The organism is Psychrobacter glacincola, from assembly GCF_965118485.1.
GTDB lineage: Bacteria > Pseudomonadota > Gammaproteobacteria > Pseudomonadales > Moraxellaceae > Psychrobacter > Psychrobacter glacincola_D.
Genome location: NZ_CBCPJH010000012.1, coordinates 11196 through 24320, shown reverse-complemented (window position 1 = coordinate 24320; position 13125 = coordinate 11196). Strand labels below are relative to the sequence as shown.

Sequence of the window (13125 nt, the reverse complement as noted above, 5' to 3'; positions counted from 1 at the left end):
GAATCCTTATTTATAATAGATAATTCATTGTGGCAGGGATTAATCAAACGTTAAGTAATCTTATTGTTAGTTTAGTAGATGAGTTAGTTAACTAATACTAAAGCGATTACCTACTAAGTATCTAGCTATTTTTATAGCTAGCACTCTACAGACCAATACATCAATACGGTAATTCTCACTTGCTTAACAAAATCTAAGTTCGAAAATTCTGGTTAAAAAAAGGTATATTGGAAAAAAGCTTAAATCTAATATCTGATAGTATGCTATGAATAAAAAAGAGTCACTATTCAAGCTTATCTTTCATCTTAAATGGCTCCGAGAATTGTAGGATTAAGAAATTGACCACCGACAATATGATCGCAATCTCATAACGTCCCTAAGCGACAGAGATACCACTAGTAGCGGTATTCCATAAGCTTGCCGCCGTTGCAGTCCCTTTTACCGTATTATCGCCTTTAAAAATAGCACCACCACCGATAAAACCCATGCCGGTAATAATCGCTACATAATTCTCGCTTCAGGCTATAAGCCGTGATAAATATCTACAGCGACTAACATGAAAGCACAGGAGGCCATACTTACTAGTGGAAAGGTTCTGAGTCCTGCACTTTTATCTTTCATCTCGCGATTAAGCGCAATCGGTAGCGATAATATGAAAGCAATACCTAATTGAATAAGATGATACATCAGTAATTTTAAGCTTAAATCAAATACAAACATCACTTATCACACTCTTTAAAAGTTGGTTTGTATAGATAAATAAATGGATAATATCTAAAAATAAAAATGTCGATAACTGTGGTTTTGTAGCTTTTGATAAAGCTGCAGGTATGGATTACCTATGCTGTGATCATCAGTGTCTGAGGGAGACCTAGAAATAAGGTCAGGGCTTTGATATCACTTGAAGTAATTGTATTCATATTATGCCAGTATGTATTTACAAACTCAATAGAGTGTTCTGGAGCATTTCTAACGAATTTAGAACAAAACCATCTACATTGAGATACGGAATATAAAACTAAAGTCACTTATTATTAAGTGTAAACAAACTTTAATAATAGAGATTATAAATTATGTCAAACAAGTCTACTAACAACGATAAAATAGAGAGCGCTTTAGAGTCTCTCGAAAATACAGCCGTTACGCCTTCAAATGATGGAGTAACAGCTGTTGAAGTTGTAAAAGGCGATACCGTTGTGTATGAAGACGGAGATTTTGATGGTTATAATGCCGAGCAAAATATCGAATCTAGTAAAGAAGACAAGTCTGATAAAGAAGACAAGTCTGATAAAGAAGATAAGTCCGATAAAGAAGATAAGTCCGATAAAGAAGATAAGTTTGGTATGACGATCACCAATATTTATCATTGGGCTGCTAAGCTTAAGGATGACCTTATATCTGATAAAGGCGATCAATCTGATACTAATGAAAAAGATGCATCTGACAAATCGGATAAAGAAGCCAGTAATAGCGTAACAATAGCGAATATTTATCAATGGGCGTCTAAACTCAAAGATGACTTTGCTTCTGAAGCGTCTACTATGGCACATGAAGTTTCTGAAAAAGCGGTTGCTATTATGCTTAAACGACTTTTAGATAATGTGGAAACCGAACTAGAAGTGTTTGATAAAAAAGGTGAGGATTCAGAAGAATTATCATCGAATGCAGAAGACGAACGTAACAAAATTGTAGCTAAAAAAGATAAGTACCAAGCTATGATTGATCAACTGTAAAGTTAATTATCATCTTATATATTATTGATTCAATTGTAGTATTTTGCAGGCAAGAATCCCCAGTTCAATAACTGAGGATTTTTGTATCTATTATCGGGCCAATTGCGGCTTTCTACCTATTTTCACATTTGCTAATAACAGCCCTGACAAGATCAATAGCATTGCTAACATCTTCCACCATGTCACCACTTCCCCTAAGAGCAGCACTGACGTTGCCATGCCAAACACTGGCACTAGTAAAGCAAACGGCATAACCTTGGAAGCAATATTTTGACTGAGCAAATGTGCCCACAGTCCGAAGCCTATCAGTGTTGAGATATATACAATAAACCCAAGCGATAGCCAAGATTTAACGGGTGCTTGTGTAAACGTTGCTAACTGCCATGCGTCAGTCTCAAATAGAAGAGAAGATAGGGTTAAAACCATACAAGCGATCAAACCTCCCCATACCACTAAAGCCAGGGCAGATAGCGCGGATGCTTTATTCTTCTGAGTGTTAGGTAAAGCCAGTGATACGCTTGATCTTTGCTGAGTAACTTTTAAGGCAGCTTGTGTGGATGCCTGCTTTGAAGCAATGTTGCCAAAGCTCCAACCGATTGCCGCAATCAAGATACAGATAAACCCGATCAAAGGCATATCACCGCCAAGGTTTAATGCAATTACGCCAAGCCCCAGTACACCAACTATCATACCGATGATCTGCATGCGACTCACTGTCTCACCCAATATGACATACGCCAGTAATACCGTGATGAATATCTGGACTTGTAGCAGTAGTGCTGTTAACCCTGCCGAAGCACCCAAATGCATGGCAGTGAATACAAACGCATACTGCATGACAAACGTACCGATGGCATAGATAAATAGCGTACGGTTGAATTTGGGCGGTTTAAGAAATAAAACCAGTGGTACAGCGGTAAAGAAAAAACGTAAAGCCGTGAGAATAAGTGGTGGAAAACTTTTGAGTGCCCATGCAATAAAGGTGAAATTGACGCCCCAAATAAAGGTAACCAGTACCGCTAATGCAATGTGGATTGGGGTCATATAGTTGGCCTAGAAAGTCAGGATTGGTTATTAGGTTTACTAGTGGGCTAAAATATCATGAACCTCGTATATAACGGCTATGGTATTAATTTTCTTTACAGCGATTTTATGGGCTGCGTCTGTAGTAACTTATGCATACTATTTGAGACTGCTGTACTTAGCAGTTTTTTTGATATTTTTATAAATCTAATAGAGTTTTTTAAAAAGTATTTTTGCTAAATATATCGTCATAACTATCATAAGTTTGGCGCTTAACTTCATTGCCTTGCTTATCAATAGTGACCTGCGTAATTTTGTCGTCTTCTATATACATCGTAGCAAGACCATTAGTAAAATGTCCGCCACTGACATCAGTATATAGAGATAAATCACCAACATCAGGCGTGACTGCATCATACTTTGGTTTGATAACCACTTTACCTTTGCGGTCAATAAATCCCCATTTCAACTTATCGTTATCTTCTACAGCTACTGCTGCTAGACCTTCAGAAAAATCTAAGCCTGCATACCATGTAGGCGCAATGACTGGTTTACCTTTAATATTGATATACCCTAGTCGGTTATCATCAGTTAGCCTGAAACTTATCAGACCTTCTTTAAAATCACCAAGAGATTGGTAGCGAAAATCAATAACGATATCACCATTACGATCAATGGCACCAAATTTTTCATCTCTTGATACAGTGGCTAATCCATTTGAGAAATCTCCAACATAACGATAGACATAAGGAGTGACGGACTTACCTTGCTTATCGATAAAGCCCCAGTTGTCATCCTTGTATACCGCAACGCGGCCTTCACTGAAATCACGCATCTCAGGTATAAAGTCAAAAAAAATAGGATAAATAATAGGTATGGCAACCTTACCTTGAGTATTAACATAACCGATGGTGTCATAACCGTGCGTTACATAGGCCATGCCGTCATGGAACTCACCGCAATGATCATATATAGCCGGAGTAATAATACGTCCTGCATGGTCTTTAAATCCGCAAGTGTCGTCACGACCTTCTATCGAGCTATTATATTTAATGGGTAATTCAGAACTGATACCGCGCATCTTATCATCTATAAAAGAAGGCTGAGTGCTAGCAGTAGTATTAGAAGCCTCTAACGGTAAATGGTTGCTTGAAACCTCTGCTTCTGCGCAGCTTGATAACAAAGCTACTGATAAACTAAAAATAGTTAATCGTATCATCCCAATTATCCTCCAGATTAGGGCGTATTGAGCATTCAAAAGCAGGCACTGCTACGGGAGAATGTTTAACACGACTGATAACTACGTACTGTTAAACAAAAGTTATTTTTTCATATAGACGTCTTTTTTCAAGCCTTTATCAGTAGGATAAGTATACTCAATTCTCTTATCTAAAATCTTACCATGAGGGTTAATGACATAGCAGTCCACTGGCGTGCCAGCATCAGTAGCCACCAAACTATTAGCTGAACGACTTATACATAACCAAGCGCTATTATTAGTGGCTTTCGACAAAGACCACGCCTTGAAATAAGTGCCTATTTTCTTATTGAGACTACTATCGGTATAGACGTTTTCAGTCAGAAAAGTGCTGGAATCACCTAGAGTGGCAACTTTAGGTATGTCTTGAGTTTGTGAGGTTATCGAATACCTTTCAGCACTTGAAAATCCATGAAAGACTAGAGGATCAAAAGTATAGTAGTTGTCTTCTATAGATGTCTTAACGTTTTGATTATCGACATATATAGTTGAAGTCATTCGACTGGCATGTACTGGCTGGCCGTTAAAAGTCACTATGCCTAAAGGTAAAGTTATCAATTGTGAAGCCAATTGAAATTTGTCATCCACAATGTACAAAGTATGGTTAGAGGGTTTGGAGTAGATATTGATTAAAGCGCGCTCAACGGGATATTGAGTGATTATCTTATTGGTAGGACTTGTCAATACACGACTATTCATACCTGTAGTACAAGCACTTAAGCTAAGTGCGGCTAATATACACAATCCTAGTGTTTTCATCGCTTAACCCTTCAGCTTATTTAATTGGCTTATATCACTGTCTACTATAATCGAATTATTAAGTAACCTTACCCTTTATCTGTTTATGGCGTCTGCAGTTAAAATTAAGTGTGTTTTTCATCTTACCTTTGGTCGTGAGGTACTTTTGTAGCTAAGGGTTATACCACTAAATTTTATATTGATATTTTACATTGACATATTACTGAATAAATCGGTGGTAGATGACCTAAATGAAAGCAAACTGACTCCGAATGTCTCTTGTATTATCAAAAAAGGAGCTGATTCTAGCGAAGCTGTACAAGTTGGGTTAAGAGTCTGTTATGAGCAAGAGGATAAGCTTTTAAGTTATAGTCGATGCTAAACAAAAAGGATATATTTTTTGAGAACGAGGGACTGGTATAAATTTTTTTGGCTTGCTGTGTCTACGCAGACAGAGGCTGCAAAAAATTTATCCCAGTCCTGCTGTATCTTTTTCGTATTGGACTGACTATATTCGGGTTAACATGTCATAGATTCTATTTAAATGTACCGTTCAATACGTATTTTTAACCTTTCGTCTGTTTTTAATCGTTTTCATCAATATTAGGCGTAGTATATTAAGTGATTTCTCCTTAATGATTGAGAGGAAAATTATGATAAATACTGGTGACAACCTAATATGTGTATGTGGTAATGACTGTTATGTCCAAGGTGTTGTCTATACTGTAGGCGATTATATAAATCTAAGATTTTTTGCAGTAATGACAGGTTATAATGACGAGTGTTGGTATGCTACAGCAGAATGTGAAAATGCTGGTATATGTATTCGCTTTGACGCCATAAACGATGCTTATTTTGAGCACTACACTTGTGCATTGGATGTAAGGAGCTAATAATATGTCAAACGAAAAAACACTAAACACTAAGCAAAGAAAAACCCACTTATTAGATGGGTTTTTTTATACCTAAAATAACATACTCAATGTGAGCGACCTTGCAAGATTAGGGAGTGTTTCAAACAGAAAAAACCAATAGCATTACATTACGCATCAAAGGTTACGGCTGGCGGTTAGGTTCCTTGCTTAGGATTTTAATGGATATAGATTATTAGATTGTACATCTGGGCATATTAGATGAAATCGGCTGAATATTTTTTAATCATGTTATTTATATTCAAAATACTATCAAAGCTATTGAACAGCGATTAAAGAATGGGGAAGTGATCCCCTAAGACACTGTATCTTAAGTAATTAGCCTCCGATAGAGTTGGTGGGGTTCAGATATGATAGAAAGGATATATAGCAGATAAAGGATAGCAGAGATATAATTGTAATATCTAAAATATAGGCACTGAAAACATGAATATCGAAAGCGAAACCGAAACCGCTAACCAAATAGATATTATCTATGAAGATGAATTTCTGGTGGCGATTAATAAAGAGGCCGGACTATTGGTGCATCGCAGTTGGCTGGATAAAGATGAGACGCGCTTTGCCATGCAACTCACTCGTGATTCGGTAGGTTGCCATGTATTTCCGGTGCATAGGTTAGACAGGCCTACCTCAGGCGTGTTGTTGTTTGCCAAGAGCTCAGCTGTGGCACGTACCCTTACCGAGGCTTTTACTGAACATAACGTGACTAAGCGATATCTAGCCGTGGTGCGCGGCTTTATGCCAGAGCAGGGCACCGTTGATTATGCATTGAGCTTTAAGCCCGATGCTATTGCTGATAAGTTTGCCGACTTGGACAAACCCCCTCAAGAGGCGGTGACCCATTGGCAAAGTTTGGCACAAGTTGAGCTACCATTTGCGGTATCAAAAAAGCATGACACTAGCCGCTATAGTCTAGTGCGCTTAACACCTGAGACTGGGCGCAAGCATCAGCTACGTCGGCATATGAGACATGTATTCCATCACATCGTGGGTGATACCAGCCACGGCGACGGACGGCATAATCGATTTTTTCGTACTCAATATGATTGCGCGCGTATGCTATTACATGCTCAGAGCTTAGCGCTCAGTCATCCGGTCACCGGTGAGCCATTGTTGCTAAAAGCAGGATTGGACAGTCAATGGATAAATATCTTAGAAGAGTTTTCTTGGGAAAATAATGCTGAAGGTTAAGTAGCGTAAGTTTTATGGGTTATATTAGACAATCATTTCAGTGATATAATGACCCGCTAATTGATATTTTATAAAGGATTTACATTATGGCTCGCACCGCTAGCGCATTACACATTTTAGTAAAAAATAAAGAGCAGGCTGAAGACATCATGGCCAAGCTTAAAAAAGGCAACATGTTTGATGTGTTGGCTAAGAAATACTCAACCTGCCCATCAGCTAAAAAAGGCGGCAGCTTAGGTGAGTTTAAACAAGGCGACATGGTAGCGCCATTTGATAAAATCTGCTTCAGTGGCGAACTTCTCACCCCGCATTTAGTAAAAACCAAATTTGGCTGGCATGTAGTTAAAGTGCTTTATAGAACTTAATAGTCAGAGCTTTGACTGTATGACATAGATTAAATGTTCAGTCGCTTGCTTACTGTGAATGACAGCAACACTAACAAGCGACTATTGGCTATGAATACTGGTTGGCAGTACTTAAGTAATAGCTACCATCTCTTAATATTCAGAGACAATCGCATAACGCTCGTTACGATGCTCAGGCTGCTCAATCTCATCAAGCATAGCACTGGCAAAATTAGCATAGCTGGTATAAGCTTCACTTTTACTATTCACTAACGCAACATCGCGACCGGTATTATAACGACCTGTACGTTTACCTTGGGCATCGAACAGACCACAAGGGCTTAGATAAACCTAATTCAAGTCTGACGTACTTTGTAATTCTTCCAAGTTTTTGCGCATCTGCAATGCTGTATCTAAGAATTGAGCAGGAAAACCTGCGGATTCATAAATCCGCTCACTGCGACTCTCATCCGTGAATAAGCTACCACCGCTACCGGCAATCGCAAGGCGGGTAGTCGTATGCCCTTTTAGTGCTTCAGTGCTCCAATCAACACATGACCTGCAGTTGCATGTTGCTCTTCAGTACCAAAAATTGCATTAAACGCATTAAACGCATTAACTACCACATCGTATGGCGTCAAGTCTGCACTTGTCAGCTCAAAAACATCTTTTACGACCACTTTAATCGCGCTATCTTGTGGTAGTTTTTCTAGAATCCGGACGATAGCCGTCACTTGATGACCTCGATCTAAAGCTTCTTGCATAACCAAACGCCCAGATTGACCCGTAGCACCGTTAATCGCGATTTTTATAATGCATTCCTGTTTATTGATGATGAGTATTAGAATATTAAGGTTAATCTAAAACCATTTCCTGTAACTATTTAAGTTACAGGAAATGGTAAAATGAATACTTATGGAAATTAACTATGAATAATTATTAAAAAATAATCAGTTTTTAATAAGCGTGTTTGAACCGTAAACTGTCAAAAGTAGTGATTGTCTCAAAAATTTTATTCTGTAGACTATTAAATTAATCAGTGGGAGAGAGACGGTATGTCTATCACGACGCGTTTTTCGGTCGGCATTCATATTTTGGCGGTATTGGATATTTACCAAGATGAGGTAACGTCATCAAGTTTTATCGCTTCTAGTGTGAATACCAATCCAGCGGTGATTCGTAAGATTATGAGTTTGTTGAAAGCGGCGGGGCTGATTCATACGCAAGCTGGGGTTGCCGGTGCGCGCTTAGCGAAATCACCAGAGCAGATTCCGCTATTAGCAGTATATGAAGCAGTTTATGCGGACAATAAGTCGCAAGAGTTATTTGATGTACATCAAGATACTCGTGAGCGCTGTTTAGTAGGAATGCATATTCAATCAGCGATTAATCCGATCTTGCATCGGGTAGAAGAGTCTTTAAAAGCAGAGCTAAAAAAATCCACGCTTGCAGATGTGGTTAAGGAAATTCGTAGTCAAGAATAAAAACAGAGAAATATAAAATGGATAGTAATGAATAAAGACATCATACCGATAAATCAGAGCTGTTGAGGGATTTTAGATAGCGCGAGGTTATGTCTAAATATAATAATTGGTGCGCCTACCAGAATCCAAACTATTGATAGTTTTATCTAAGTCTAAAATGCAGTTTATCTAATAGCTTTGAAGAGCTGATCCAAGGTAAAAAGGGGACCCATTGACTGTGTTCTTATACTCTTTTTATATGATAAATAACGATACACATTTAATATAAAATGATTTTTTGTCAGTGCATAACTGGCGTCCCCTGTGTGTTGAAAGCAAAAGCTTTATTACTGAAATTACCTATCATTACCGCCTCAATTACTGGTTTAACTGTATCATCTAAACCTTCAACCTCAATGATAAAGTCTGCACCAGGACCACCTTTATTTTCTTCTTTTTCAACGATATAGTTGAGGGTTGCCATGGGTGGTAGCTTAATTGAGTTCTTGATATATGACTTTATTAGCTCTCCGTGAGTACCGTAATAATCAATTTTATTGATATAAAGTGACTTATTTAATGTGGTATTACGAATGCTCAACGTAGCCGATAGCAGTACTTTTTGATTGTAACTATCAATATAAATGTCTGAATAAATAGGCACATAAAAGGTTTGTTTATAATTCAACTGAAGGGGGTCGACGGCTGAGGTGACTTCAAGCTCTTTAATAGGATCTTTATTATTTTCTGAGAATACTATATTGGGATCTTCTATTGATTTATCACAACCTGATACCAGCACCAATATCGCAATAACTATGGTGGACATATTGAGCTTGTTCATGATGTTTCCCTCTTTTTTTGTATCTTATCATTAGCTTAAGATTCTAGTTAGGAGACTCAACATATTAATATATTATCAGTCTTTAGGAATATGTAGCTTGTAGCCAACACCGATTTCGGTTAAGAAGTAGTTAGGGCGAGAAGGATTGTCCTCTAGTTTTTGACGTAAATTTGACATAAATATACGGACATAATGTTCTTGATGGTTATGACCTTTACCCCAAACTTCATTAAGCAGTTGTTTATGGGTCAGTACTTTTTCTGTATAACGGATCAGAACAGTAAGCAAACGATACTCAATAGGTGTTAAATGGACGTCTTCACCATTTTTCTTGACCTGTCTCTGCGTAAGATCGATGCTGATATTACCAAGTTCTATCTGACTTGGTGCTTCGTAGCCAACCTGCCAGCGGCGCATATGAGCATTAACACGAGCAACCAATTCGCCCATACTAAAAGGTTTTACTAAATAATCATCTGCACCTAAATTGAGCGCTTTTATTTTATCCTGTTCATCACTGCGAGCTGATAGTACTAAAATAGGTAACGAGGACCACGTCCTAATATCTGCAATGACGTCACAGCCATCACCGTCAGGTAAGCCAAGATCTAATATAAGTAAGTCAGGACGGCGCGTGGCAGCTTCTATTAAGCCCCTGTGCGAGCTATCCGCAGTAAAAATTTGATAGCCTTCTTGCTCCATCGCTGTTTTGATAAATCGTGCAATATGGGCTTCATCTTCAATGATTAGTATGGTCTTCATAAGTGTGTTTTTCGCTATTAGTATTGACCTTATGATATAGCACTTATCGTGCTAAGTTTGCTGAATCAATGTTTGGGCTGCTTGCTATAAAGTCGTCACTCAATAAATCCTGTTCAGGCAAAGGTTGCCAAGGTAGGGTTATGACAAATTGTGCACCATGAGGTTGTATATTGTTAGCGCTTAACGTGCCACCTAGATGCTCAACTAAATCTCTGCTCAAAGCTAAGCCTAAACCCAATCCCGTTGTGGTACCTTCCGAATTCCCTCGAGTAAAGCGCTCAAATATTTGTGCCTCCATACCTACAGGTAAACCTTCTCCTGTGTCTGTCACCGTTATCAGGTATTGCTGATTGTCATCAAGCATTGCTTTGATGCAAACACAGGCATCGTCTGGGGTATAATTGATTGCATTGGTTACTAAGTTATTTAAAATACGTGACAAAATCAATTCGTCGGTATAAATAAAGTCAATATTATGAGGAATGTCTATTTCTATCTGTCGCTCTTTTAAATAGTGCTCAAGCTGACGGATATTACTGCCAACGATTTCTTCTAAGCTCACCCATTGCTTGTTTAGTTTCATGCCACCAGACTGGAGCGATACGTAATCTAAAATATTAATCACCAAACGCTGAATAACGTTTGCTTGCTGCTCAATATCAACGGCCAGTTGCTTTTGCTCACTCACCGTTACAGTCTGGGTGGCAAGAGAGGATGCTAAACCAGATAATACCGTTATTGGCGTTCGGATATCATGAGACAGCGCCGATAATAGCGTCCCACGAAGCCTTTCTGACTCTACCTTTATGAGCGCGGTTTGAGCCACTTTTGCATAATATACCCGCTCTAAAGCGAGCGTTATTTGGGCAATAGCCACATCAAGCGTTCGTTGTTGTTCGGGTTGACTGAAGCTCCCACTATCTGTCGGCATCACTGCTAGGACACCGAGCACCTGATTTGATGTTGCAAGTGCCCGATAGTGCATCGTATTGGCGTTGAGCGTATGAGTGCCTAGGCCAGCGCTTTCATTATGATCAAAGACCCATCGGGTCACAACCCAGTTGAATTCTGCAGGTATCGTACAGTCAGTCATAATAACGAGTTTATTGTCCGTATCTGGCATCACTATGATTGCAGTGCTAGCAATATGCTGCGTTAGCCATGCTGCTGCTTGGCTGATAATGTCATTATTTTTACGAGCCGCGCTCAGGCTTTGAGCAAGATAGCTCATGGATATCGCTTGCTGTTCACGTTTACGCGCAGCTTGTGCCTGAAATCGCAGTCCAACGGCTAAATTGTTAATGATTAAAGAGACGATAAGCATAACGGCAAAGGTGACTAAGTATTGGACATCACTGACATTAAACGACAGCTTAGGTTCAACAAAGAATAAATCAAAGCTTAATACGCTCAAAAATGCAGCCAATATGCCAGGAGCGCGTCCAAAGCGTACCGAGATAAAGACAATCACTAATAAGTACAGCATGACGACGTTGGCTAAATCAAACCAGCGCGTTAGGGCCACTAGGGTAACGGTCACTAGTCCGCATCCCAAAACTGCCATGAGATAACCATTACGGTTATCTACCGAGGATAATTCTGCCACGTTCCAAGACGGCAATTGACGCTCGTTAGTGGTTTTGCGTAACTTCTTAGTTTGATTGACTAAGATCAAATCTAAGTTAACGTCTTGCTGTGAGATGCGCTTTACCAGCGATTGCCCCCAATGATACAATCTGGAACGGTTAGCATAATTTTGTCCAATAATAATGCGGCCAATATTGAACTGATGGGCATAGCTGGTCAAACCCTCCGCCACGGTAATGGCACTAATCACTTCAGTTTTTGCACCTAAACTATCCGCTAAACGCAGTGCCTCCAAAACTTTCTGCTTATTATTAAATGAACGATTCAAACCTCGCGGTGTATCGACATGCACCACATACCACTGTGAATGTAAGCTACTAGCCAGCCTAGCAGCATGGCGAATGAGGCGTTCACTGTGTGCGCCCGTACTGATTCCTACCAATAACTGATCTGCAGTATTCCAAATGGGTGAGATTCGGGCTTGGTTGCGATAATCTTGCATGTCGGCATCGACCAAGTCTGCGGTTCGGCGTAATGCTAGCTCCCGCAATGCAATCAAATTACCTTTACGAAAGAAATTGTTGATAGCATGTTTGGCTTGGCTTGGAATGTATACTTTGCCTTCGTGAAGACGCGCTAATAATTCATCTGCCGGTAAATCAACCAATACTACTTCATTGGCCTGATCAAAAAACCAATCGGGTAAGGTTTCTTGAACCACCACGCCAGTAATTTGATTGACGACATCATTTAAACTTTCTAAATGCTGAACGTTTAGAGTCGTGTAAACACTGATACCGGCTTTTAGTAACTCTTCAACATCATGCCAACGTTTAGGGTGGCGAGATCCTGGAATATTACTATGCGCCAGCTCATCAACCAGCAAAATATCTGGATGACAAGCTAGAGCGGCATCAATATCAAACTCTTGTAGCATCTGTCCACGATATTCAATCTCGCGTAGCGGCAGAACGGATAGTCCTTGTACCAGTGCTGCCGTTTCACTGCGGCCATGCGTCTCTATAATACCAACCAACACATTCAGTCCATTCGCTTGTGCTTGGTGCGCAGAGGTCAGCATGTCATACGTTTTACCAACCCCAGCCGACGCCCCAAAAAATATCTTTAACTTACCTCTATTGACCGTATACTCTTGCTGCTTGATTTGCTGCAGCAATGCTTCTGGGCTAGGGCGGTTAATATTCATAAAGACCCTCGATAGCTCTTAGGTAAAAGTAAATTAAGGCGGC

13 protein-coding genes are annotated in these 13125 nt (G+C 39.5%); 4 read left to right on the top strand and 9 right to left on the bottom strand.

The genetic code is table 11. From position 1 onward, the window contains the following. Positions 1-376 precede the first annotated feature (376 nt). Together ACMHKH_RS06295 and ACMHKH_RS06290 are read right to left on the bottom strand one after the other, a co-directional pair. On the bottom strand, positions 377-487 hold the full coding sequence (locus ACMHKH_RS06295) for a hypothetical protein (RefSeq protein WP_413519789.1): 111 nt from the start codon (positions 485-487) through the stop codon (positions 377-379). Between the two features lie 35 nt (positions 488-522). Continuing rightward, positions 523-621: a hypothetical protein gene (locus ACMHKH_RS06290; RefSeq protein ID WP_413519843.1), complete on the bottom strand. Its 99-nt coding sequence runs from the start codon at positions 619-621 to the stop codon at positions 523-525. 452 nt (positions 622-1073) lie between these two features. Between ACMHKH_RS06290 and ACMHKH_RS06285 the strand changes: the two genes are divergently transcribed. Beyond that, complete coding sequence (locus tag ACMHKH_RS06285; RefSeq protein WP_413519788.1) at positions 1074-1733, top strand: hypothetical protein; 660 nt, start codon at positions 1074-1076, stop codon at positions 1731-1733. Positions 1734-1823: 90 nt separating this feature from the next. Here the strand turns inward: ACMHKH_RS06285 and ACMHKH_RS06280 are convergent, their stop codons facing one another. The 3 genes from ACMHKH_RS06280 to ACMHKH_RS06270 all read right to left on the bottom strand — a co-directional run bounded on the left by ACMHKH_RS06280 (position 1824) and on the right by ACMHKH_RS06270 (position 4773). Continuing rightward, a complete protein-coding gene (locus ACMHKH_RS06280) occupies positions 1824-2777 on the bottom strand; it encodes an EamA family transporter (RefSeq protein ID WP_413519787.1) in 954 nt (317 codons plus the stop codon). A gap of 199 nt (positions 2778-2976) precedes the next feature. Then, the gene (locus ACMHKH_RS06275) at positions 2977-3975 is read right to left on the bottom strand and encodes a WG repeat-containing protein (protein WP_413519786.1); all 999 of its coding nucleotides are present in this window, start codon (positions 3973-3975) and stop codon (positions 2977-2979) included. A gap of 102 nt (positions 3976-4077) precedes the next feature. Next, positions 4078-4773, bottom strand: a complete 696-nt coding sequence (locus ACMHKH_RS06270; RefSeq protein WP_413519785.1) for a hypothetical protein — start codon at positions 4771-4773, stop codon at positions 4078-4080. Positions 4774-6110: 1337 nt separating this feature from the next. On the opposite strand from ACMHKH_RS06270, the gene truC reads away from it, so the two are divergent. Together truC and ACMHKH_RS06260 are read left to right on the top strand one after the other, a co-directional pair. Further along, entirely contained in the window at positions 6111-6875 is a 765-nt protein-coding gene (gene truC, locus ACMHKH_RS06265) for a tRNA pseudouridine(65) synthase TruC (RefSeq protein WP_413519784.1), read from the top strand. A gap of 86 nt (positions 6876-6961) precedes the next feature. Beyond that, positions 6962-7240: a peptidylprolyl isomerase gene (locus ACMHKH_RS06260; protein WP_413519783.1), complete on the top strand. Its 279-nt coding sequence runs from the start codon at positions 6962-6964 to the stop codon at positions 7238-7240. Between the two features lie 506 nt (positions 7241-7746). On the opposite strand, the gene ACMHKH_RS06255 is transcribed toward ACMHKH_RS06260, so the two are convergent. Further along, on the bottom strand, positions 7747-8019 hold the full coding sequence (locus ACMHKH_RS06255) for an NAD(P)H-binding protein (protein ID WP_413519842.1): 273 nt from the start codon (positions 8017-8019) through the stop codon (positions 7747-7749). Positions 8020-8274: 255 nt separating this feature from the next. Between ACMHKH_RS06255 and ACMHKH_RS06250 the strand changes: the two genes are divergently transcribed. Next, the gene (locus ACMHKH_RS06250; RefSeq protein WP_413519782.1) at positions 8275-8703 is read left to right on the top strand and encodes an Rrf2 family transcriptional regulator; all 429 of its coding nucleotides are present in this window, start codon (positions 8275-8277) and stop codon (positions 8701-8703) included. A 280-nt stretch (positions 8704-8983) separates the two neighbouring features. Here ACMHKH_RS06250 and ACMHKH_RS06245 read toward each other — a convergent pair whose 3' ends face one another. From ACMHKH_RS06245 to ACMHKH_RS06235, 3 genes are all read right to left on the bottom strand, one after another. Then, the gene (locus ACMHKH_RS06245) at positions 8984-9526 is read right to left on the bottom strand and encodes a DUF3124 domain-containing protein (RefSeq protein WP_413519781.1); all 543 of its coding nucleotides are present in this window, start codon (positions 9524-9526) and stop codon (positions 8984-8986) included. A 75-nt stretch (positions 9527-9601) separates the two neighbouring features. Beyond that, positions 9602-10288, bottom strand: a complete 687-nt coding sequence (locus tag ACMHKH_RS06240) for a response regulator (protein WP_413519780.1) — start codon at positions 10286-10288, stop codon at positions 9602-9604. 43 nt (positions 10289-10331) lie between these two features. Further along, positions 10332-13082 (bottom strand): DUF4118 domain-containing protein, encoded by a 2751-nt coding sequence (locus ACMHKH_RS06235; RefSeq protein ID WP_413519779.1) that lies wholly within the window; start codon positions 13080-13082, stop codon positions 10332-10334. Positions 13083-13125 lie beyond the last annotated feature (43 nt).